This is a genomic window from Herminiimonas glaciei (genome assembly GCF_042664955.1).
Taxonomy (GTDB): Bacteria; Pseudomonadota; Gammaproteobacteria; order Burkholderiales; family Burkholderiaceae_D; genus Oxalicibacterium; species Oxalicibacterium glaciei.
In genome coordinates this window covers 409,272-433,059 of the sequence record NZ_JBHTBU010000001.1, presented here as the reverse complement: position 1 = coordinate 433,059, position 23,788 = coordinate 409,272, and the positions used below count along the sequence as shown (strand labels likewise).

Sequence of the window (23,788 nt, the reverse complement as noted above, 5' to 3'; positions counted from 1 at the left end):
ACTTCCTTAGGGTGAAGCACAGTATCAAGACGAATAATGCAATAAAACCTCCCATGCGTGTGCCGCATGGGAGGTTTATCAATTTCCTTGCTATCAGAAGGAAGCGTTCAGCGTCACGCGGAATGCACGTGGCGAGCCCGGGGTAATGTTGGTATTGCTGTGCGCGTTGATGAAATATTCTTTATCGAACAGGTTTTCAACGTTCAACTGTGCACGCCAGTTTTTATCGATTTTGACGAACATCGCAGCGTCGAAGCGTGTATAGGCCGGCAGGATTACATTTGGACCGGCTGGAGTCTGTTCATTCGCCGCGAAAGACTTCGTACGATGGATCGCGCCTAAACCAGCTCCCACGCGCTCGGAGAAGTCGTAGCGATTCCACAGCGAAAAGGTGTTCTTCGGCACCATCGCCACACGTGCACCAGCCTGTACGGTCGCACTGATAGCTTTAGTGAAGATCGCATCCGTGTATGCATAACCACCGCTCACGCTCCAGTTATTGGTTACATAACCGGTCAGTCCCAATTCAAAGCCATCGGTACGTTGACCATCGGTGAGAACCGCCGAGTTTGGATTGTTTGGATCCAGCAGTACCCGCATATTGCTGCGTTCCAGGCGATACAGGGCAGCGGTTGCCGCCAGCTTGTCAGTCACATCCCATTTGGCGCCGAGTTCATAGTTCTTGAATTTCTCTGGCTTCAGATCTGCATCTGCGGCACTGAGCGAACCCAATTGTTCACCTGCGCGTGGCTGGTAAGCAATGCTGTAGTTAGCGTACAGCGATAATGGCGCGATCGGTTTGAAGACGAGGCCGACGCGTGGTGATACCAGGCCGTCGTCGGAACGGGTAGTAGCACCGTTGCGATTATTACGGAAGTCGACCTGGAATTTGTCGTAACGCAAACCAGCAATAATTTGCAATTGCTTGGTCAGTTCGATCTGGTCCTGAATGTACAAAGCAGCAATTTTTGCCTTGGTACGGCTGTTTGCATCTGTCGCAGACTGGGCATAAGTAACCGGCGTGGTATTCGTCGGATTACCCAATGTCGCTGTACTCGAACCGGCAAACGTACCGGTTTGACGGAAATTGGTGGTTTCCTGTTCACCGAACTCGGTACCTACCAGGAATGTGTGCTTGACTTCACCAGTATTGAACTTAAAGATCGCGTCAGTCTGGTTAAAGAAATTGCGACGCGTCGTCATATTATTGTATGCACCGACGCTGAATGTAGATGCAGCTGTGTTACCACTTGCAGGCCCGGAAGCAAACACGTTCTGGTAAAACTTGTCCTGATCGGCCCAACGCGTACGGTTGCGCAGTTCAACGCCATTATCGAAAGTATGTTCGATCAAAGCGGTGAAGGCATCCAGCTTGGTCCAGGTCGGGCTGCCTGCGGCATTGCCAAAGAAGGTCGACGGATCCACGCTCACCGGCCTGCCACCGAACGACGTAATACCGCGATCAGCGATACGGTCATCTTCAAAGTGTTCATAGCCCAGCGTGACGTTGGTCTTCGGTGCGATGCGCATCAACAGCGTCGGGTTGATCCCTTTACGCTTGATCGATACGCCATCGCGATAGCTGTCCGAATCTTCATACATGCCATTCAGGCGGAAGCTCAGGTTTTCCGAAATCGGCTGGTTGATATCGACCGTCGCACGGCGATTGCTGTTCGAACCCAGGGTGAGCGATGCATCACGGATCACGGTTTGCGTAGGTGTCTTGGTGACACGATTGATCAGGCCGCCGGTCGCGCCGCGACCGAAGATCATCGCATTCGGGCCTTTGAATACTTCGACGCGTTCTATGTTGTACAGGTCGCGGTAGTACTGCACGTCATCGCGGATGCCGTCAACGAAGAAGTCGCCGGTAGTCGACACGCCACGGAAAATCGGTGTTTCGCGGTTACCCTCGCCTTGCGCAAAGCCTACGCCCGGAACGTACAACAGCGCTTCGGCCAGGCTTTGTGCCGCCTGGTCTTCGATCTGTTTCTTGGTGACGACGCTGATCGACTGTGGAATATCGCGCAATGCGGTATCGGTCTTGGTAGCGGCGATGGTTTCCCGCGCTTTATAGCCTTCGGCATCCGCCTTGACTTCGACTGCCGGCAAATGTGTTTGCGCCTGGACTTCACCCGACATGGCGCTGACGGCCATACCTACGAGTGCACTACATATGCTTGCATTAATGATCAGGCAGCCCTTGGCCTGCCCGCCTTTTTTTACTTGTGACATGCAAATCCTCACTGATTTTGATGGCTGGCTGGCGGATGGCTGGCTGAAACGAAATAAAAATCGTTCTTATTTCGGAATGAGCGCAAGGATACTGAGCGGCTTGTGAGGTTTTTGTGAGTGGCGAGGCTTAATGCGGGGAGGCGTTGCGAAATTACATCGGACGGTCAGGCAGCCGGCAAGGCAAGCGAAGTCCTTCGCTCACCTGCCAACATGGATCTACAACTAGGGGAAAAGCTGAAGCAGCCTTAGCTGCCAAAGATGGTAAGTGGCGGCCGCTTCGGCGCGTCATCCGCTTGATCCGGTGGGCGGAAGATGACGACCAGGGCTTTGGATTCACCCTTGATGCTGCGGCCGCGATGCGGGATGTTGGAATCGAAATACAGGCTGTCGCCGGCCGACAATATCCACTGCTGCTCACGGCCGTCGATCATGAAACTGAACTCTACTTTGCCATCGGTCACAAAGAGGAATTCCTCTCCTTCATGATCGAAGCGCATTTCATGCGCCATCTCATTCGGGAACACCATGATGAAGGGTTCCATGCGCTTATGGCGGCGCTTGTTCGCCAGCGCTACATAGTCATAGCCGAAGGCTTCTTCGCCATGTACTACCGATTCACGCTCCCATGAACGCACGATACAAATGGCATCGCTGCGCTCGGCGGTTTCCGTTCCAAGCAGCTCGGCAAGATCAGTGTGCAAGGCTTGCGCGATCTTGATCAGCGTACCTATCGGCGGAATGATCTTCGAATTTTCTATCTTCGAAAGATAACCTTTGGTGAACCCCGTCTCGCTTGCCAGCCGGTCCTGCGTATAACCGCGCGCAGTACGTAATTCAGAAACCCGGCGACCAAGACGAAGTTCAATATCAGACAGTTCGGGAGGTAAATCAGTAGTAATTGCTTCTGCCATATTTACGATTCTATAGGGGGTAATGCTGCTTTATTTGCCTGCCACGCACGACTGTACTCAATGATGCGTGCGGTTTCGTTTGCTACCTCGGGACTGATGCGTGTTTTCAACAGGTGCAACATCACGTCTATGCATAGTGTCACGCCACCACCGGTCACCACCGTCTGCTGATCCACCACGCTGCTATGGACAGTCGCAATATCCTTGTACTGTTCCTTCATCAGGGACAACGGGGATATTTCCGGTGGGATGACTTCACATTTTGTTGTCGCTTGTTTCCCATTAAGAACTCCTGCGGCTGCGAGTATCATACCACCGGTGCAAACCGAGGTCATTACCGTATCCCGCGACCTCGCCTTCAAAAATGCCAGCGTCGCCGGATTCTTCACCTGCTCTTTCCACCCTGCGCCACCCGTCACCACGATCACATCGAAGGCCGGCGCATCGTCAACCCCGTACTCTGCTATCACCCGTAAACCGTTGGCCAGCAACACTTCGCCGCTGGTCGGCGCAATCGTATGAATCTGGATATCGGGGTAGGCACGACGTGCCATCGACAGCACACCAAAAGTTGCCAAATCAACAGGTTCTACATCTGGATATACAAAGATTCCGAATTTCATTTCCGTCTCCTTTTTGTGAAACTTTTAAAGTTTAAGTTTACTATTTGTATACCTTATCATATATTTTGTTTCATCAACTGAGAAGTTGATGCCGAAAGAAGTGGAATATTGATACGTATTTGTTGCCCAAGTAGAGATTGCGCAGAGAAATAGTTTCATATTAAGAACCTCTCTTCTTTCGCCGGGAAACCAAGTCCGATATCTAACCACTCCGTAAAAACACACGAAGGAGACAAGGAATGGAAATATCGACAAGCGGCGACGTCAGCGTCGCCAGCAGAGGAGTGAAGAAATCAAAAATCGGAACGATTGCGGCAGCGAGTTCCATCGGCACCATCATCGAATGGTATGACTTCCTGATTTACGGTATGGCTGCGGCCCTGGTATTCAACAAACTGTTTTTCCCCAATGTATCACCGGTCATCGGTACGCTGGCGGCCCTGGGTACGTATGCAGTGGGCTTCTTTGCGCGACCACTGGGTGGCGCCATCTTCGGTCACTTCGGTGATCGCGTCGGGCGCAAGTCGATGTTATTGCTGACCATGTTCATCATGGGGATAGGCACCGTCCTCATCGGTTGCCTGCCGACCTATGAACACATCGGTATCTGGGCCCCGGCCCTGCTGATCATCCTGCGCTTCATCCAGGGCGTCGGACTCGGCGGCGAATGGGGCGGCGCGGCGCTGATGGTACTGGAACACGCACCGAAACATCGTCGCGGCTTCTATGGCAGCCTGGTGCAGGTTGGTTTTCCATTGGGCCTGGTGCTCGCCACCGGCGTCTTTGCCATCGTATCGAAACTGCCGGAAGCCGACTTCCTGTCCTGGGGCTGGCGCATCCCCTTCCTGTTGAGCATCGTGCTGGTCGTGGTCGGCTATGTGATACGCAGCAAAGTGGAAGAGTCGCCGATCTTTTTGCAAATGAAGGCCAAGAACGAGCTATCCAAACAACCGGTACTCGACGCCATCCTCAAAAACCCACGCGCCTTCCTGACCGCCATCGGCCTGAAGATCTCCGAGGTTTCCTGGGTCTACATCCTGACCGTGTTCATCGTGGTACATGCGACCAACAATCTGCAATTACCCAAGTCGCTCATCCTCGACGGCATCCTTTATGCGGCATTGGTGGAAGTGATCACGATTCCATTGTTTGGCCTGCTATCGGACAAGGTCGGGCGACGACCGATGTATATCTGGGGTGCACTCTTCACAGTGGCACTGGCCTTCCCGCTCTTCACCCTGCTTGAGACCAAGGACAGTGCCATCATTATCGGCGTGATGATCGTCGCGCTCAGCCTCGGCCACGGTTTCATGTTTGCACCGGAAGCCACCTACTTCCCGGAACTGTTCGGTGCCAACGTGCGCTATAGCGGTGCCACCCTCGGCTTCCAGGTGGCAGCGGCGGTCGGCGGCGGCCTCTCACCGATCATCGCCACCGGCCTGATGGCTTACTTCGGTGGCACGACCGGGGTCTCCATCATGTTGATCCTGCTGGCCGCCGTCACCCTCGTTGCCGCCATTGCAGCACGCGAAACACGTCACGAATCGTTGTAAGAATTTTTTGCGGGATGCCCGCGTTTTTTAAAGGAGAAGGAAATGAGCACAGTCACAGAAACCCGTTTAAAGGGCAAACTGGAACCAACCATCAATGGTTCGACCTATGTCAAACCGGCGGAACTGGAATGGAAGCCGACCAAACACAAAGGCATACAGATCAAGGTCTTGTACGAAGACCCGTCCAAAGGTGAATTGACCTGCCTGTTGAAATGGGAACCGGGCACCATCCTGCCCTTCCACCGTCACCCGGAAATAGAACAGACCTATGTCGTCGAAGGCTCTTTCTATGACCACGACGGCATCGCCCGGGCCGGCGAATATACCTGGCGCAAACCTGGCTCCTTGCATGAAACGCGTTCGGATGAAGGCTGCATCATCCTCGCCGTCTACCGCAAACCCAACGTCTTCTTTGATGTTGATTCCGGATTCTGAGCTGCACTAGAGTCTGCACATGGCCTATATCGTTACCGAAGCCTGCATCCGCTGCAAATTCATGGATTGCATAGAAGTCTGTCCGACCTATGCCTTCCATGCCGGCGCAAACTTCGTCGTGATCAATCCGGATACCTGTGTGAACTGCGGGCTATGTGAAATGGTTTGCCCCACCCAGGCGATCAAGGCCAAGGGTGATGCAACGGAAAAGGAACTCGTATTCGTGGAGTTGAATGCGCGCCTTGCGCTAAGCTGGCCGGCCATTACACAGAAAGGAACGGTTCCGGCGGATGCGGAAGACTGGATAGGCGTTGCAGACAAGAAGGAGTTCCTGCTCTACGCGCCTGACCTCGCAGCAAAGTAAGCAGGTGGTTTTACAGCTAAGCCATGAATTCCCGGGGGGGGCTGACATCCCCCGGAATTTTATTGCTGCACCACTTCAATTTCCCTTCGTCTTCAAACACAACATCCCTGCTATTCACATCATCCTTGTGTTGCTTTACCTGGAAATCAGAGAAAAACAGACATCCCATCGCATCACGCCATAAATAATTTAAGATTTTTTCTTATAAATAATTTTTGTAATTTAAGCCTGCCGCTTATCAGCGCATAGTCCTGCCTAAATCATGACAATGCCGATGCAAGTCGCATGGATACTCGCTATCGCCATATTTCCCGCAAAGTTATCCACAGAATCTGGGGATATCTTTTTTGTTTCAAATCCCGTAACCAAGTCATTCCAAGTAACGTCGTCTACTGCATTTGCAGTAGATACAAATGGAATTCTGTTCCCTATAGTCGGAGGTAATTTCAAATCAAACGATGATGTTGAGGGAAGTGCCAGTCATGAATCACAGCTATAAATCCATTTTCAATCGACGCCTGGGTATATGGCAGGTGGTGTCTGAACTGGCACGAGGTGCAGGCAAAACCAGTGGTGCCATTTGCAAGCCCTTGGCGGCAATGACACTGGGCATGTTTGTGGGTACTGCAATGGCAAACACAATCATAGACGGCGGGCAAACAGTGACGGTGCCGGGCGATCATGCATCACCCTGGACTGAAAACCTACTCTTTGTAGGTAGTGTGACTGACGGCACACTCAACATCATCCCGGGTGGAATAGTTACCAATATCGTAGGCCTTATCGGTGCAAACGATGCTAGCGGCACGGTAAATGTAAAGGGTGCGACAGCGACATGGAATACTACCTCCTCCCTTTATGTTGGCGAAGGCGGTAACGGTGAGCTCAATATCGAAAATGGCGGCCGGGTAAATACTAGCCTAATCTATGTCGGCCTCACTTCAGCCGGCACTGGCAAAATCAATGTGACGGGAACGGATTCCCGCTTGGATGTATCGTCGAATATTTTTGAAATTGGCAGTAGTGGTAACGGCACCGTCACCATCGACAATGGTGGCACGGTGCGCGGCAACAACATCCTACTGACGCAGGACAATTCAGGCTCCGGCACACTCAACCTGAACGCTACCGGTGGCGTACGCGGCATCCTTGAGACTGGATATGTGAATAAGGGTACCGGCACGGCGCGCATCAACTGGAACGGCGGCATTCTGCGTGCCACCGGCAACGAAAGCAATTTCCTTCGCAATCTGACCAGCGCGGATGTCATCATCGGCGGCGGCGCTTACTTTGATACGAATACCTACAATGTCGGCCTCAATGCCGCCAGCCTGGGTGGCTCGGGTGATTTCACCAAACTCGGCACAGGAACCTTGACGCTCAACGGCAATAGTTCAGGCGTGCTGTCGCAAATCGGTGTTGAAGAAGGCACACTTGCCATTGCCGGTGACATCAGTTCCGCGAGCGGGCGGATTGATTACACCGGTAGCGACATTAACCAATCCGCTACAGTAAAAGTCGAAGGGAATGGCAATAAGTGGACAAATTCAGGGCTGCTTGATGTTGGCTACTCTGGCACTGGTACGCTTACCATCGCCAATGGCGGAAAGGTGGAAAACACTATAGGCCGGATCGCCACGCTTGCCGGTAGCAGCGGAACTGTAAGCGTTAGCGGCACCGGTTCGACATGGAACAATTCAAACTATCTCACGGTTGGCAACCACGGGACCGGCGAACTCACGATAACAAACGGTGGAACAGTAACAAGTACCTGGGGCGATATCGGTAGCGGCCCAAGCGCCAACGGCACGGTAACGGTTAGCGACATCAATTCCAAATGGACGGCCTCCAGATCTCTCACTATTGGTTACGATGGTACAGGCGAACTCACCATCGAAAACGGTGGAATAGTTCACAGCAGCCAGTACACACAACTTACAAACTCTTTATCCGGTAATGCAAGCATCCAACTCAATGGCAGCAGTGCGGCACGCGGTGTGCTGGAGACAGCTTATGTGACGAAAGGTGCCGGCACTGTTGCGTTTAACTGGAACGGCGGCATCCTGCGCGCCACCGGCAACGAAACCAACTTCCTGCGCAACCTGGCAAGCTCGGATATCGTCATCGGCAGCGCCGGCGCCTACTTCGATACCAATACATACAATATCGGTATCAACACCATATTGAATGGCAGCGGCGGCCTGAGCAAGCTCGGCCTCGGTACATTGACGCTTACTGCTGCCAACACTTACGGTGGTGACACTGAAATCAATGCCGGCATCCTGCGTATCGCCAATACCGGCAGTCTCGCCGGTGCAGTCAACGTCAATAACGGTGGCACATTGGCCGGCTCGGGTATGGTCAAAAATACGACAGTGATGGATGGCGGTACCGTCCATTCGGATGCGGATATCCTGACCATAGACGGCAACTACACCCAGAACATCAACGCCACTTTGCGTATCGATGCAACGAGCAGCAGTAATTACAGCAAACTCCATGTTACAGGCAACGCCTCCTTCGCGGCTGGCACCAGGCTGGATGTCAATGTGAATCCGATCAATACACTGGCACTCGGCAATATCCTGACCGATGTCGTCAAAGCGGATACGGGCCTGACATCATCCGACTTTAGAGTCACGGATAACTCGGCACTCTTCAATTTCCGCGCCATCGGAAATGCCAATTCCATCGATCTGCGCGTCGTTTCCAATAGTGCGACCGGCATTCGTGATGCAGTCGTCGAACGCCGTCATTGGGCAACCATGGGCGCGGCCGATGTACTCGATACGCAACTGAATAATAGTGTCACGGGTGACATGGGTAATGTCATCAACGCATTCGGTCAACTGTCGACCAATCGCGATGTCGCACGTGCGGCAACACAGACCTTGCCACTGGTATCAGGCAATCAAGCCATCCTAAACACGCTGACCTCCTTCCAGCGCCTGGTACAAAACCGGAACGACACCGCGAGCGGCGTGTCTTCCGGCGATGCATTGCTAAGCAAAGAAGCATGGGCGCGTGCCTTTGGTTCGCGTGCCGAACAGGATGACCGTAATGGCACGTCCGGCTTCACCGCCGATAGCTGGGGCATGGCCTTCGGTGCCGATGCACAGATTGCAGCGGATGCACGCTTCGGTGTCGCTTATGGTTACGCCAAGACATCTGTCAACGGCAATACCGAGCTGGCCGGCACCGCACAACGCGCGAATATCGATTCACATATCCTGTCTGCTTATGGCAGCAAGGACATAGGCAATGCACGCAGCATTTCCTGGCAGGCAGATCTCGGCATGAACAACAACAAGAGCACGCGCCAGATTGAATTCGGCGGCTTGAACCGCAGTGCGACTGCCGACTACCGCACGTATAGCGCCCACCTTGGTGCTGCGCTTACACAGCAAATCGCACTCAGCAGTGCAACGACGCTGACACCGGGCTTGCGCGCCGACTATAGCTGGCTCAAATCACAAAGCTATAGCGAGACAGGTGCGAACGCCTTGAATTTGAATGTGGATGCACAAAAGACTGATGCCTTTGTACTCGGGGCTGACGCGCATCTGCAGCACCGCTACTCCGCTGTATCCCGCCTGGACGCTAACTTCGGCGTCGGCTACGACACCATCAATAAACGCGGCAATATCGTGGCTGCGTATGCCGGTGCGCCGGGACAGGCCTTCGTCACTACCGGCATAGCTCATTCACCGTGGCTGCTACGTGGCGGGATAGGCTTGGTCCACACCACTGTGAACGGTACCGAAGTCGCATTGCGTTACGACGCAGAAGGCCGTAGCGATTATCTGAACCAGACGGCCTCGGTACGGGCCAAGTGGGCATTTTGATTAAATGGAAGGCTGGCGCGCCCTGATCGACACAACACTGTAAATAGATAAGCCCATGTCATTTGCAACGCGCATATAAATAGCAGGCGCGTGGCTCCCTGCTGATATTGGGATGGACGATAAATCTTTCCAAACGTCCTTCGCGATGGAAGCCCGCGTTTTCCAGCGTCCGGGCAGACGCCGGATTATCGACATCGCAATATGCCTGGACACGAAAATGTTCCGGCATTGCCAGTACCGCTTCTGCGAATGCAGCAACTGCCTCGGCCATATACGCTTTACCCCAATGCACAGGCGATAGTACGTATCCTATTTCAACGCCATGCAAGCTAATCTTCGCATCCAGCATCCCGATCGGGATATCGTCATCGGATGGCAGAACCAACACATACGCATAGCGATTGCCATCCAGGCGGCCCTGCAAGCAACCATCTATAAACGATTCGGTTTCCGCAAGCCTGGTGTTCGGTTTCCAGATCAGGTAACGGCTGACGCGTTCGTCTTGCGCATATGACTGAAAGATAAGCGATGCATCTTCAGGCCGCGGTTCGTGCAGGATTAGCCGCGATGTCCTTAAATCATTTGGCAATACTGCAGGCATGAGATTGACCTCGGATATTGTGCAAAAACGGAGTGTGCCTTGCCTTTCTATGGAGAACAAACAAAGGATGGGCATATCGATAGCAGGCGATATGTTCTTAGTTAATACCTGATCCCCGGGCTGTGTTCGGTGACCCGCGTTGTAGCTAATGCGTATCCTTGCGGTAGCGGCCCGGCGCCACGCCGACAAAGCGTTTGAAAAAACGCGCAAGATGCGACTGATCCGCATAACCGCAGGCAAAGGCTATGTCCACCAGCGATAACTTCCCATCGCGTAGCAGTTGCTTGGCCCGATTGATGCGTAATACCTGCAAATACTGATTAGGCGTAGCCTTGGTAGTCACGGTAAAACGCTCGAAGAATATGGTCCGGCTCAGGCCTATGACGGCGGCCAGGTCAGCAACCTGGAAACTGCCATCCAGATTGGCTTGTAAATAATCGTTGATCCGTTGCATCTGCGCCTGGGATAGCGGAATCCTGCTTTCGGCTATGCGTGGCACATCCCGTAATTGCGAATGCCGGGCAAAGACGCAAGCCACTATCGCCTGCGCCAGATAGTCGCTACTCAAACTGCTGCCGGCAGGCTCACTCAGCATATGCTTGCAAGTATTCAGCAAATAAGACAGGCTGGGATCGGCCGTTTCAGTCGGCGCGAGCAAATCAATTTCCTCAAGTCGCCGACCGTAAATTTCATCCGCCAGCTCGCGCAATATCTCATTCTTGATATAGACATAAAAAGCATTAATCAAGTCCAGGCCTTGCACCGCATAGCCGTTTCCCGGCGCAATAATATTGTGGCTATTGGCTGCCATTTCTCCCTGAAAGGTCTTGCCGTCTTTTTCCAGCACGATGTTGATTTTCTGCTGGGGGACCGCTATGAACAGGGGCGAAATAGGTGGAACAAATTCTTCAAAGGGATCGGTGCGTGCGAGTACCGCCGCCATATTTGACCATTGCAAGCCGTCGCTGCTGCGTATGATTTCGCGGCTTGCATCAAACACCATCGGTGTTTCCTTAAGCAGGAATTCCGGACGTACTATTTTCTTGCGGGGAGTATGGATGTTGGCAGATTCGCCGGGCAAAGATATGGACGACGAGGGAGGCAATTGCGTATTTTCAGTTGAAAATATTTGGCCCATTCTGATGCCCGACTATCAAGTGTAATTTTTTTGCAAAATATTCGCTTTTATCTTGTCTTGCATCTCTATCTTATCAGCAATTTTTCCGCTGTAAACATACGTAACAATCGTTATCAATTCATTGCATGAAAACTGTCGCTTGATACATAAAACAGACTGACTGCGTCGCTTCTTACACTCCCACATTTTTTCTCACGCGTTAACAGCTGAAAAGTTTCTGCATGGAAATATGTGTTGATCACCCTCCTTGTTTATAGATATATATTTCTTACGGCAGTCGCTAAAAAATATTCCATCCCAAACTTTTTATTGCGATCCATCCGTTAACGATTGTTTAGAAAATTTGCGGACGAAAGTACCGCTAACGAACGATCGTCAGATACGTTCTTCCGCTCGAACTCCGACAATCCTCCTCGTAGTACTACCCCTTTCACTGAATTAAACACTCGCGCTGATACGAGCCGTCATTCAAGCGTGCGGCACCCAATCAGTGTGTCGCTCGACCTGGCCAGAGTCATCGTTACGAGGCTTGCAAAATGAAACAAGAATTGACTTATGCCATAGCTTTATTGTCCTTGGGTTTAAGTAATAGCGTAGTGGCTGCTGACGGTTGCAGCGTGGATGGCAATGCGCTGGTGTGTGCGGCAAATGCGCAATACGATCCCAATGCACACGGTGGCAAGCAGTTAAAAGACTATGACTCCGTCAATATCACAACCACGACGGACAATAACTTTGGCTATGTGCAGTGGTCGAACCAGACGCAATACAAGGATTTCACGATCACGACTTCGGGCAGCGCAGCGGATGGTGTTCGCCTTAACAATTGGGGGCCGACCGTCGTTTTCAACAACCTGAATGTGACCACGACCGGCTATAGCGCCGACGGCATCAACCTGGGCCGTGATGCGACCGACTCCAAATTGACCGTCAATGGCAATACAAGGATCAGGACGGAACATGGCATGGGCATCCGTGCGGTATCGTCCGCCATCCTGGGCAGTACCGGCGCCCATAGCATCATCCTGAAAGGCAAGTCCGATATCAGCACCAAAGGCGAAGGCAGTGACAATTCCGGTTACGCGGTCTATGCAGGTAACAATGAAAATGGCTGCGGTCCTTTTGGCCTGCCTTTATATGCTTGCAAGGCAGAAGGTCCGGGTGAAATTTATTTACTCGGAAAAGATAGCGATGTTCACAGGATCACGACTGATGGTCGCGGAGCGCATGCGATATTTGCCAATGGACACGCATATATCAAAGCAAAAAATATCGACATCGTAACCAATGGAGATCGTGCGCATGGCGTGGTGGCGCAAAGGGTTGCGGGCGACTATTACTACAGCTCCGCCAACAGGGGCAAGCAAGACTATGCGGGTTCGATTGAGCTAATCGGTAATGTATCTATTGATGTAAAAGGAAAGGATGCCTACGCGCTCTACGTTGACAGTTTCAACGCCGCCGACGGCAAAGATCAAAACGGAAAAATCGCCAGCATCAAATCCTACGATAGCGAAACCGGCCAGATCGTCAAAGACAAGGTCTACCGTATCAACGGCAATATGCTGGCGAAGAATGCTGGCGTCATTGATTTGTGGATGGGTGACCACAGCGCACTCACGGGAAAAGCAAACTTAGAAAGCCAGGGCATCATCAAGCTGAATATCAGCGGTGCAAACTCCGCCTGGAATATGACCGGAGACTCGACAGTCAGCAATCTGTCGCTGATCGATTCATCGCTGATTTACACCAACAATACAAATTTCAGTCCAATGACCTTAACGGTCAAGAATGACTTTAATTCAAACAACGGCACTATCCAGCTCAACACCGTACTCGGTGACGATAACTCACTGACCGACAAACTGATCGTCGAAGCTAACACCGCAGGCTCCGCCAAAATCAGGATCAGGAATGTCGGCGGTAGCGGCGCGCAGACAGTCAACGGCATCAAAATCATTGACGTCACAGGTGCTTCCAACGCCGACTTTTCCCTCAGTAGTGACTATGTCATCCAGGGTCGGCAAGCAGTCGTCGGTGGGGCCTATGCTTACACCCTGCACAAGAACGGTATCAATAGCCCGAATGATGGCGACTGGTATTTGCGCTCGCAACTGATAGAACGAACCGATATACCGCTATACCAAGCCGGTGTCCCCAGCTATGAAGCCTATCCGCAAGCCCTGCTGGAACTCAACACCCTCGCAACATTGCAACAGCGGCTGGGCAACCGGGTCTGGACCGATGCCAGCGGCATCAACGCGGGAAACAACGACGCAGTACGTACTGGTACCTGGGGCCGGATGGAAGGCAGCCATCACAGTATCAAGCCGGCCCTCTCGGCGAGCCAGGCCAACTACGACAGCAATATCTACAAACTGCAAGCCGGGGTCGACGCCCTGCTGCATGAAGATGCCGCATCCGGACAACTGATAGGCGGCCTGTTTGCGCAATACATCAATGGCCGCACCGCAACTTCGTCACCTTTCGGTGCCGGCAACATCAATACCAATGCTTACGGTGTGGGCGCGACCCTGAGCTGGTTTGGCAACAACGGCTTGTATGTCGACAACCAATTGCAGTTCAACGTCTACGACAGCGACCTGAGTTCAAAATTGACCGGTGCTGCTCTCGTCAATGGCAACAACGGCAGCGGCTATGCAATATCAAGCGAGCTCGGCCTGGACTTCAAGCAGGCGGCAGGCTGGACACTGACACCGCAGGCACAGCTGATTTATTCGAAGATCAGGTTTGACAGTTTCAAGGATGCCTTCGGCGCGCAAGTCACGCTCGAAAAAGGAACCAGCCTGCTGGGACGACTGGGACTGTCATTAGCGCATGAAAGCGCATCGCTGGACGGCAGCGGCAAAGCCAGGCATCAGCGGCACTACGCCATCGTCAATCTGTACAACGAGTTCCTGGACGGCACACGGGTTGACATTGCAGGTGTTGGTTTCGCCAATCGCAATGAGCGCTTATGGGGCGGGATAGGCGCGGGAACTTCGTATAGCTGGGCCGATGGCAAGTACATGGTCTACGGACAAGGCATGTTCAATACCAGCCTGAAGAACTTCGGCGATAGCCATGTCTTCACCGCCACCTTGGGAATCAGGATGGCGTTCTAGTCGTGATACCTGCCCGATAGTCATAACTCACGGAATTTCAAAATGAAAGAGAAATTGATCACCATCTCAGTAGGATTAAGCAAAAATCTCGTCATTACCCTTTTACTTGTTAACGCGGAGCGATCGATGGCTCAGCAAGTGCATGCGGATGGCAGCACGGAATCAGTCAGCGGTACCATCGATACCGGCATACTTTCTTCCATGTCCGGCTATGGTCTGTTTGCAGAGAAAGGCGGCACGATCCAAAGTACGGGTCCGGTGACCATCAACACCGGAGGACCACGTGCCAACCCTGTGAATGCGGAAAGCGGCGGGAAAATTTTTCTTACGGATGGCGCCACTATCCGTGGTACCGGAATCAGCACAATAGGATTAAGTGCAACAGGGACCGACTCAGAGATCACTGTTAACAATGCAGACGTAGAAGTGAACGGAACCGACTCCATCGGTGCAAGTGCTGTCGATAACGGACTGATTCGCGCGACCGGCGGCGCCATCACAGGAGAGAAAGGTGTCTATGCTTTTACTGGCGGTAAATTCATAGGAAAAGACGTCGCCATCACTGCAAGCGGTACCGGTACATGGTTCAAGCACGGCGTGGAAGTAAACACGAAAGGCAGCGTTGAACTGACTGGTGGTTCCGTAACCACCACGGGAGAACGCTCCGCTGGTTTATATGTCATTAATTCAGATACCACTGCGATTAGCCTGACCGCAAACGGTACCCGTATCAAAACATCAGGTCTCAATGCGCGTGGCGCAGAAATCAATGTCGGAAAAATGCACCTTGAAAATGTCAGTATTCATACGACAGGTTCGGGTGGAGATGGGGTCTGGGTCGACGGCATCAATGACATCAATTCCTCCAGCGGCACAGCCGGTTCTTCAGTGTTAACAATGAATGGCGGCTCCATCGTGACCGAATCTGCAAATGCTTACGGCCTGACAGCCTTGAGCCAGGGCAGGATCACGGCAAGCCAGGTGAATGTACAAACCCTGGGTGACTCCAGCATGGGAGCGGTGGCACAATTTGGTGGCAAGGTCATCCTGAACGGCGGATCAATCACGACCTCAGGTTCGCTTGCCCACGGTTTATTTGTTGCAGGAATGGGTGGGCCGACTGGCGCAACACGCGTGGCTGCCCGTATCGAAGCAAGCGGGATCAATATTACGACCACGGGAGACAATGCCTATGGTGCTTACATGCGTAGTGCTTCCGAATTACAACTTAACAACACCAATATCACCACTTACGGCGCGGATGCAAGCGGCCTGATCGCAAGCACCTACCAAGTTGGCGGAGCCAGCAAGGCAAGCATCACCAACAGTACGATCACATCGAAACAAGCTGCCGGCATACGCGTCGTGGGCAATACAGCGGCAGACGCAACTACACTGGAAGTATCGCTGACAAACTCGACCGTCAGTGGAAAAACCAATGTCATCGAAGTCGACAGCAACGCCCCTGGCTATGTGGCTATACTTAAATTGACTGCCGATAATTCAATACTGAACGGAGCGACCAGACTGGGTAGTGGCAACACTTCTGACATGACGCTGAAGAATCAGTCGGTGTGGAATATAAGTGGCGATTCAACGCTGAGTAATTTATCGCTGAGCAACTCCTCTGTGGTCTACACCAATAGTGGCAATTTCAGCCCCACGACCCTGACAGTCAAGAATAATTTTGACTCTGCTGATGGCACTATCCAGCTCAATACCGTGCTTGGCGACGACAATTCGCTGACCGACAAACTGGTCGTCGAAGGTGACACTAACGGTACCGCCAAGGTCAGAATCAGGAATGCCGGCGGCCGTGGCGCGCAAACCATCAACGGCATTAAGATCATTGATGTGGTCGGTGCTTCCAATGCCAAATTTTCCCTCAGCAGCGACTATGTCATCCAGGGCGAGCAAGCCGTCGTCGGTGGTGCCTATGCCTATACGCTGCACAAGAACGGCATCACTGACCCGAATGACGGCGATTGGTATTTGCGTTCGCAACTGATGCCACAGCAGGAAATACCTCTGTATCAGGCCGGCGTTCCGAGCTATGAAGTCTATCCACAAACCTTGCTGCAATTAAATACACTGGCAACACTGCAGCAGCGTGTAGGCAATCGCCAGTGGGCAGACACAACCGGCCTCAGCGCGGGTGATAACAGGACTGTGCGCACCGGTACCTGGGGTCGCATGGAAGGTAGCCACCACCGTATCCGCCCGGCAACCTCGGATAGCCAAACCAATTACAACAGCAATATTTATAAATTGCAGGCCGGCGTCGACACCCTGCTCTATGAAAATGCGGCATCCGGTCAATTAATAGCAGGTGTGCTGGCGCAATACAGCAATGGACGAACCGCGACGTACTCTCCATTCGGTGCAGGCAAGATCAATACGAATGGCTACGGAGTGGGCGCGACCCTGAGCTGGTTCGGCAACAACGGTTTATATGTCGACAACCAGTTGCAATTCAACATCTATGACAGCGACCTCAGTTCCAAACTGACCGGTGCCAGTCTGATCCACGGCAACAATGGCAGTGGTTACGCGCTATCCAGCGAGCTAGGCCTAGACATCAAACAGGAATCCGGCTGGACACTGACACCACAGGTTCAGTTGATTTATTCGAAAGTGAAGTTCGACAGCTTCAAGGATGCCTTCGGTGCACAAGTGACACTAGACAAAGGGGCTAGCCTGTTGGGACGCCTCGGCCTGTCGCTGGCACATGAAAAGAAGTCACTGGATAGCGCCGGAAAATCCAGCTCTCAACGCAACTACGCCATCGTCAATTTATACAACGAGTTCCTGGATGGCACACGGGTTGACGTTGCAGGCGTTGGTTTCGCCAATCGCAATGAGCGCTTGTGGGGCGGGATAGGTGCAGGTACTTCGTACAGCTGGGCTGACGGCAAGTACATGGTCTACGGACAAGGCATGCTCAATACCAGCCTGAAGAACTTCGGCGATAGCTATACCTTTAGCGCTACGCTTGGGATCAGGATGGCATTCTAGACTGGCATTACTTACGCTACTTGCGAGTATGTGTGGCAGCGCTTAAACGCGGTGCACGGTAATAGTCTTCTCCGAGCCATAACAAACCGCGTAATTGTCGCAATCGCTGCACACCGGTTCCGGACACGGATGGAGGTCCATGCGTTCGCAAATGCGGTGATAGAAAAACTTCTTCCACTTCATTTGATTGGTATTCGCATCGAAGACCGGACGGAAATACTGTTGCAATAGCACAGTCACATCTTCGCGGCCCGATAGCCCCATATCGTGCCACAGATGATTGCCACCGAAACAGCCGCAAGCAAGTGCATGTGCCAGCCATCCGGTTTCGACTGCACCGCTGCTGCGATCCGCTTCCAGCATATCAACCAGGTCCTGGAATTCGCACGGTATCGCCGCATCACTCACCGGCACGGATGGCTCCCATCCGGCGTCACGCGCACCGGGGAAGCAGACATCCAGCATTTCCCAGAACTCTTCTTCGCCCAGCCCCAGCCATTCACCGAAGCGAGGCAAGGCTCCGACCGATGCGCCGTCCAACACGCCGGCAATGGCGCGATAAGCATGGTTCCCGGGTTCGGCGGAAAAGGCTTCCAACAGGAGTTCGCAGTTATTCATGTCATCGAATCCGAATAGATAGAACCGTTGCGCAATTCCAGGACATGGTCGCTCGGTGCAGCGAAGTTAATCCCGGGAAAAGTGCAGGGAAAGCCCCTGGGAGAAAATAACACGACATTGGGCCGTATGTAAAAAAACCAGCTTTCGACAGAAAGCTGGCGTACGTACATCATCTTTTACAGACAAGCTATGGCATCAAATAGGAGCGTAGCAATGTGTGCTGAGGAAACCAGACCAGTAATTAGGATCGCTGTTCGCGAGCATAAAAGTTCTCAATGACGCACCCAAAGCGTTCTGCCCTGCATTGCCGGAGTCAATCAAAATACCGTTTTGATTCAAGACGTACTTGGCATTTGTAAATGCAACATATGTGTAAATTACTGGCGAAGCCGGTGCAACACCGTCACAGATTTGGGCTTTCGATACAAACCCGGATTTGTTAGGAAACGGGCTGGTCGCGACCGCATCAAAGGTCAAGGAAATGTTGCCATACAAAGGATTATTAACCCAGGCAGGAATAGAACTTGACGACACGGTATGCCCCATATCCGCCAGAATAGTTACCGCTGCATTTCCATATGGGGCAGCAACCGGATCAGCTACCGCTACGGTTTGCGAATTAGCGGTACTCAGAGAAAAAGCCGGGGTGGCAACGAACGATACATTTGCAGACGCGCCATTTGGAAGTGCCGGTATCAAGGTTTTTACACTACTGACAGTGGCGCTGCGTGCAAACAATACCGGGATACCCTTGGCATAAAGATCTGACGTTGCGCCGCTTTGCACATAAGTGGTTCCGACAAGCCCATTCGGGGTTGATGCATTCGCGGCCAGAAACAAGCTGTAACCCGAGGTACCGGTTCTGATTTCAGTATTCAAATCCGCCGTAGCATTGTGGCAGATACGAATACGTTTCCCGGCACCTGGTTTACCAGCAGCGGTAAAGTCGGTCACCAGGTTTTGTGCAGGACCGTAAAAATTGGATGCTACCGCAATAGTGGCGTCATATGGCGAACCGGACGGCACGACCGTGCAAACTGTAGGTGCTGCTAATGCAAGCGATGTCGCGCAAACCAATGCGACCGCAGCAATACCTGAAGAAACGTGCTTAGTACTGAATGACATGAAAAATCCCTTTATAAAAATTAGAGTGGGTACTTCTTCAAACATCGTCCCGGTGAGACGAATTCTTTACTTGGCCAGCCTTCTCAAAAATGAGCTAATAACGGAAACACGCCCGGTACTCATTGACACAAATTCCGTACGTCATTTCTGGAAAGGTCGTGTTAATCGCCTTTCGCCTTTGATGCGTTTTCTTCCTCGAGATTGAAACGAACGCCATCAACGACGATGCTTTTTACGTCAGCGGAAAAACTTTGTGTATCTGCGAAGACAATTTGACTATCGATGGAAGGAGCTTGATTAATGGAAGAAGACGGTATTGCACCGTTAGTGGCGGCACGTTGAAGCAAGCTGACAGCGCTATTGGATAGCTTTCCAGCATCTTCAATGCGAGTTTGCTGCAGGGCTTGCGCCTGTCTTGCTGCTGTTTGAACAGCGCGATCCGCTAAAACCTGATCAATCGTGCCATTGACGTAATGCTGTACGTCTGCGATCTGTGTACCACTCAAACCTTTGCTGCTATTGATACCGCCAAAGAAAAAGGGGGCATTGCCCAGGCTGCCTTTGACTCCATCCGCGTTGTAATAAGTATTCGGATCAATATTTGCCTGACTCGCACGACCGATTAATCCGCCTACCGAGTAGTCAACAGCAAAGGGGGATTTCATTCCGACCGCTTTTCCGCTTGAATACGTGGCCTCGACGTCTCCTTTCTGTAGCGCGCCAGCAAGCCCTCCCACGTTATTAAAGCCCGTTGCATTTCCCGTTGCGTAAGATCCTTTGACACTTGCACCAACGGATGTACCCAATAGCCCTCCTACGTCATCGGAAAAGACGGCATTGACCTGTCCGCTTGCATAGGAGTTCGTGATCAGGCTGGTGCCATTCCCGCTTCCATTCAAATACCCGACCAGTCCCCCAACTGAATCTACGAATGCAGTGTTTGCCGTAACGTTCCCACTGGCATAGGAATCCTGAATAAGGATATCTCCCCCGCTGAAATATCCGACCAGGCCACCTATACCGGCTTCAGTAATAGAACTTGGGAAATTGCCGGTGACGTTTCCCTTCGCATAGCTATTTTTGATGGTAAGGATAGTTTGACCGGCATCAGCAGCCCCAATCAAACCACCCAACTTGGTACCGCCAATCACTTGACCGGTTGCGAAAGAATTGACGACCATATTGGGGCGACCAGCCTCGGCCGAATACTCGCTAATCAGGCCGCCAAGTGCCAGGGAGTTATTCAGGCCAATCACATCGCCGGTGGCGTACGAATTGGCGACATAGCTTCCCTTTGTATATCCCAGCAATCCGCCTCGACTTACATTACCGGTTGCATGGGAGTTGTTAACACTGCCGCCGTTTTCCAAGCGACTGATCAAGCCAAATTGCACGCCTGAAATATCCGAGAACGTGAAACTGATATTGGCACCATCCGTCATTCCAATCAGGCCGGCGGTAGAAAAGAAAGGATTACCGGTAACTTGCCCGCCTTGCGCGTAAACTCCGCGAATAGTTCCATCAACATAGCCGGCCAAAGAACCTGCATAGGGTGAAAAACCAAAAGGATCGTTTGCCTGCGCGTTCACTTTTGTGTTGAGCAAACCGAGGTCTCTTACCAGGCTCCCACCTTGGACACTGCCGAAAAGACCACCTGCGAAACGGATCTGCGTTGGAATATCAACATTCAAATCCCTGATGGTGTGTCCCATACCCGCCAAAATACCTGGCGTTCCCGGAGTAATGACTGGAGCGAGATTCCCATCGGCATCTAAAAGAAAATCGCCATTGGCATCGAAATAATTCAATGTCGTTGGTGTGCCCAATTCAGCTATAACTGCTTGGCTACGGGTTCCGGTATCGGTCAAGTCTTGCACGATCGCATAATGACCTGTCGGATTGTTATTGATTGCCTCCAGATCAGAGATGCTACGAATCAGTGTGTAGCTATCGCCGTTTATATTAAGAGTCGAATCCGCAGCGTTCAGCGTGATGCTGCCGTATAGCCCGCCGCTCGTATCTTGCTTAGCAACCGGTTTGCCATTTGCATCCAGTACCGTACCGCTATAACTCGCCTTGGTCCGGATGTAGTAATCACCGTTATAAGTCATCGACATGGCAGCCTTGGTGCCCGCAAGGACGACCGGCGCATTAATATTGATATCGTTGCCTGCGACAAGTGTCAGTCCTGCATGCTGTTCCATTCCGGCCACAACTACGCTATTTGCTGTCGCCGTGATGCCTGCATTGATATTGACGTTGCGCTCCGCATTGAGCGTTAGTATGGTTGGCGTATTCCAGCTGATCGCCTGATTGACATGGATATCGCCATTGCCACCGGCCGTACCCATCGTCGCAGTCTTGATTTCAAAATTGGTAGTTGCCAGATTGCTGACAACATCTGCTGCCGTCATATTCCCGCCCGAAGCAGCAATCGTGAAATCATTAGGATCTATTAGCCAGTTACCGGTTTTTCCCTGCGCCGATAAGGTGGTGACTTTGGTGCCCGCAGCAATATTGACGACATCACCACTGGTTTCAATGAAGCCACCATCACCCGTAGTCGGAGCCGATGCGTCCAGCTTCCCGGCGATGTTCGCCGTGCCACCATGTGCGTAGATTTCTATCGTACCCTTCAAGTCATCGATGGTTTGCGCTTGAACGATGCCCGTATTGTTGACTTGCGAACCCAGCAACTCATCCGCAGCCTTCGCCGTCAGGATCACCTGACCACCATCCGCATAGATCGCCTGCTTGTTCTCTACCAGTGCGTTCAATGCACCTTCATCTATCGTCACGCTCAGCAAGGAATTGCCATTGAAGTTCAGTGTGACTTTGTTACCTGCATTCAGCGATACCGTGCCTTTGGTCGCCACTATCGCCCCCTGGTTCGACACCAGATGCCCCATCAGCACTACATAACCGCCATCAGTGACCGTGATGGTGCCAAGGTTAGTCACGGATGTAGTCGAGCCATTACCCTTGAAGGTATAGTTGCCCTTATTAAAATCATCATCAGTGATATTCAAGGTACTGGCGAGGAAACCACCGGTGTTGACCGTTGCGCCGGTCGAGATCAATACGCCATTCGGATTGACCAAAAAGACTTTACCTGTCGCGTTGAGTGCACCCTGCAGCACACTCTGTTCATTCCCGATCACACGATTGAGGGTGATGGACGCCGCATTGGGCTGGTTGAAATTGACGGTTTCATTCGGCGCAGTACTGAAACTCTGCCAATTGATGACCGCCTTGTTTGAACTTTGATTGATGTCGGTGACGGCACCGTTCTGCACGATGGTCGCCGTACCACTGCTCACACCACCATTCGGACCCACGACCGGCGCGGCAAAGGACCACACCGGTACCAGCAGCGCTGATATCGCCAAACATAACTGTGTGTGCTGAAAAGCAGACGGACGGGCGGATGCAGAGTTTTTTACCGTGTGTGAAGCAGGACGCATAATAGTTTTCTTTCAATAAAGTATTGCTGCATTTGCGGCTGGGCGAATAATTAGCTGGAAAATCCAAGATCAATTTCAACCGGCATGGTGCGTGGCGGCCTATCGAAAGGTTCGCTGTCGCGCACCGATTTCAACGCATTTGTATCCAGCATCGGATATCCGCTGCTGCGAGCAACTATCAAGGTGCCTGGCTGGATCATTCCGCTGTCGGTCACGACAAACCTGACTGCGGTTACTCCTTCATAACCTCGTCTTCTGGCATCAGACGGATACACAAGATTGGATTTAATTTTTTTTGTGAGCTTGACCTGATACTTCTTTAGCTCTTCGAGTTCATTATTCAGCGTCTGTTGCTTCTGCAAATCACTGTCTCTCTTGCTTTCCGAAGACCGGGATGACGACGTTGCCAGCTCTTCTCGCTGCTCTATCTGTACCGGGCTATCCGCGCTAATCGCCTTGATTTTTTTTACCGGCGTCTTTTTTGTCTCTTCCTTTTGTACCGTTTTTTGCACCGGGGTCGTGGTTGACGCGGCAGAGGACGGTGTGCTTTCTTCCCGTTGGCGATTTGCAACCATGCCGACCAGTTCAAGCAATAATTTATCCGTCTTTATCTCTTCAACAGACTTGGTCAACAGCAGTAGTGCCACCAGCACCAATGCGCCGTGCAGGAACAGGGAGGCAGCGACGGCATATGTCATCGTCTGCTTCCCTTTGTACTCAATCAATTGTGTGCCGG

The 23,788-nt window shown here is 52.1% G+C and carries 15 protein-coding genes; 6 read left to right on the top strand and 9 right to left on the bottom strand.

Annotation, left to right across the window (positions count from 1 at the left end):
* Positions 1-93 precede the first annotated feature (93 nt).
* The 3 genes from ACFQPC_RS01980 to ACFQPC_RS01970 form a co-directional block, all read right to left on the bottom strand.
* A complete protein-coding gene (locus ACFQPC_RS01980) occupies positions 94-2,235 on the bottom strand; it encodes a TonB-dependent receptor (protein ID WP_382269971.1) in 2,142 nt (713 codons plus the stop codon).
* A 245-nt stretch (positions 2,236-2,480) separates the two neighbouring features.
* Positions 2,481-3,146, bottom strand: coding sequence for a helix-turn-helix domain-containing protein (locus ACFQPC_RS01975; protein WP_382269970.1), 666 nt, complete (start codon positions 3,144-3,146; stop codon positions 2,481-2,483).
* A gap of 2 nt (positions 3,147-3,148) precedes the next feature.
* The gene (locus tag ACFQPC_RS01970) at positions 3,149-3,769 is read right to left on the bottom strand and encodes a DJ-1/PfpI family protein (RefSeq protein ID WP_382269969.1); all 621 of its coding nucleotides are present in this window, start codon (positions 3,767-3,769) and stop codon (positions 3,149-3,151) included.
* A 239-nt stretch (positions 3,770-4,008) separates the two neighbouring features.
* On the opposite strand from ACFQPC_RS01970, the gene ACFQPC_RS01965 reads away from it, so the two are divergent.
* The 4 genes from ACFQPC_RS01965 to ACFQPC_RS01950 all read left to right on the top strand — a co-directional run bounded on the left by ACFQPC_RS01965 (position 4,009) and on the right by ACFQPC_RS01950 (position 9,966).
* Positions 4,009-5,322 carry an MFS transporter gene (locus tag ACFQPC_RS01965; RefSeq protein ID WP_382269968.1) on the top strand — a complete coding sequence of 438 codons (1,314 nt, stop codon included), beginning with the start codon at positions 4,009-4,011 and terminating at the stop codon, positions 5,320-5,322.
* Between the two features lie 42 nt (positions 5,323-5,364).
* On the top strand, positions 5,365-5,757 hold the full coding sequence (locus ACFQPC_RS01960; RefSeq protein ID WP_382269967.1) for a cupin domain-containing protein: 393 nt from the start codon (positions 5,365-5,367) through the stop codon (positions 5,755-5,757).
* Positions 5,758-5,776: 19 nt separating this feature from the next.
* Positions 5,777-6,121, top strand: a complete 345-nt coding sequence (locus ACFQPC_RS01955) for a ferredoxin family protein (RefSeq protein ID WP_382269966.1) — start codon at positions 5,777-5,779, stop codon at positions 6,119-6,121.
* A gap of 482 nt (positions 6,122-6,603) precedes the next feature.
* On the top strand, positions 6,604-9,966 hold the full coding sequence (locus ACFQPC_RS01950; protein ID WP_382269965.1) for an autotransporter domain-containing protein: 3,363 nt from the start codon (positions 6,604-6,606) through the stop codon (positions 9,964-9,966).
* A 58-nt stretch (positions 9,967-10,024) separates the two neighbouring features.
* Here ACFQPC_RS01950 and ACFQPC_RS01945 read toward each other — a convergent pair whose 3' ends face one another.
* Together ACFQPC_RS01945 and ACFQPC_RS01940 are read right to left on the bottom strand one after the other, a co-directional pair.
* A complete protein-coding gene (locus ACFQPC_RS01945) occupies positions 10,025-10,567 on the bottom strand; it encodes a GNAT family N-acetyltransferase (RefSeq protein WP_382269964.1) in 543 nt (180 codons plus the stop codon).
* Between the two features lie 145 nt (positions 10,568-10,712).
* A complete protein-coding gene (locus ACFQPC_RS01940) occupies positions 10,713-11,570 on the bottom strand; it encodes a helix-turn-helix domain-containing protein (RefSeq protein WP_382269963.1) in 858 nt (285 codons plus the stop codon).
* A gap of 671 nt (positions 11,571-12,241) precedes the next feature.
* On the opposite strand from ACFQPC_RS01940, the gene ACFQPC_RS01935 reads away from it, so the two are divergent.
* A complete protein-coding gene (locus tag ACFQPC_RS01935) occupies positions 12,242-14,830 on the top strand; it encodes an autotransporter family protein (RefSeq protein WP_382269962.1) in 2,589 nt (862 codons plus the stop codon).
* A 126-nt stretch (positions 14,831-14,956) separates the two neighbouring features.
* Entirely contained in the window at positions 14,957-17,845 is a 2,889-nt protein-coding gene (locus tag ACFQPC_RS01930) for an autotransporter family protein (RefSeq protein WP_382269961.1), read from the top strand.
* A 42-nt stretch (positions 17,846-17,887) separates the two neighbouring features.
* On the opposite strand, the gene ACFQPC_RS01925 is transcribed toward ACFQPC_RS01930, so the two are convergent.
* The 4 genes from ACFQPC_RS01925 to ACFQPC_RS01910 all read right to left on the bottom strand — a co-directional run bounded on the left by ACFQPC_RS01925 (position 17,888) and on the right by ACFQPC_RS01910 (position 23,777).
* Complete coding sequence (locus ACFQPC_RS01925) at positions 17,888-18,463, bottom strand: nitrogen fixation protein NifQ (RefSeq protein ID WP_382269960.1); 576 nt, start codon at positions 18,461-18,463, stop codon at positions 17,888-17,890.
* A gap of 195 nt (positions 18,464-18,658) precedes the next feature.
* Positions 18,659-19,588 carry a substrate-binding domain-containing protein gene (locus ACFQPC_RS01920; RefSeq protein ID WP_382269959.1) on the bottom strand — a complete coding sequence of 310 codons (930 nt, stop codon included), beginning with the start codon at positions 19,586-19,588 and terminating at the stop codon, positions 18,659-18,661.
* Positions 19,589-19,749: 161 nt separating this feature from the next.
* Positions 19,750-23,052 (bottom strand): two-partner secretion domain-containing protein, encoded by a 3,303-nt coding sequence (locus ACFQPC_RS01915; protein WP_382269958.1) that lies wholly within the window; start codon positions 23,050-23,052, stop codon positions 19,750-19,752.
* Between the two features lie 50 nt (positions 23,053-23,102).
* Complete coding sequence (locus ACFQPC_RS01910; protein ID WP_382269957.1) at positions 23,103-23,777, bottom strand: energy transducer TonB; 675 nt, start codon at positions 23,775-23,777, stop codon at positions 23,103-23,105.
* Between the last annotated feature and the right edge of the window lie 11 nt (positions 23,778-23,788).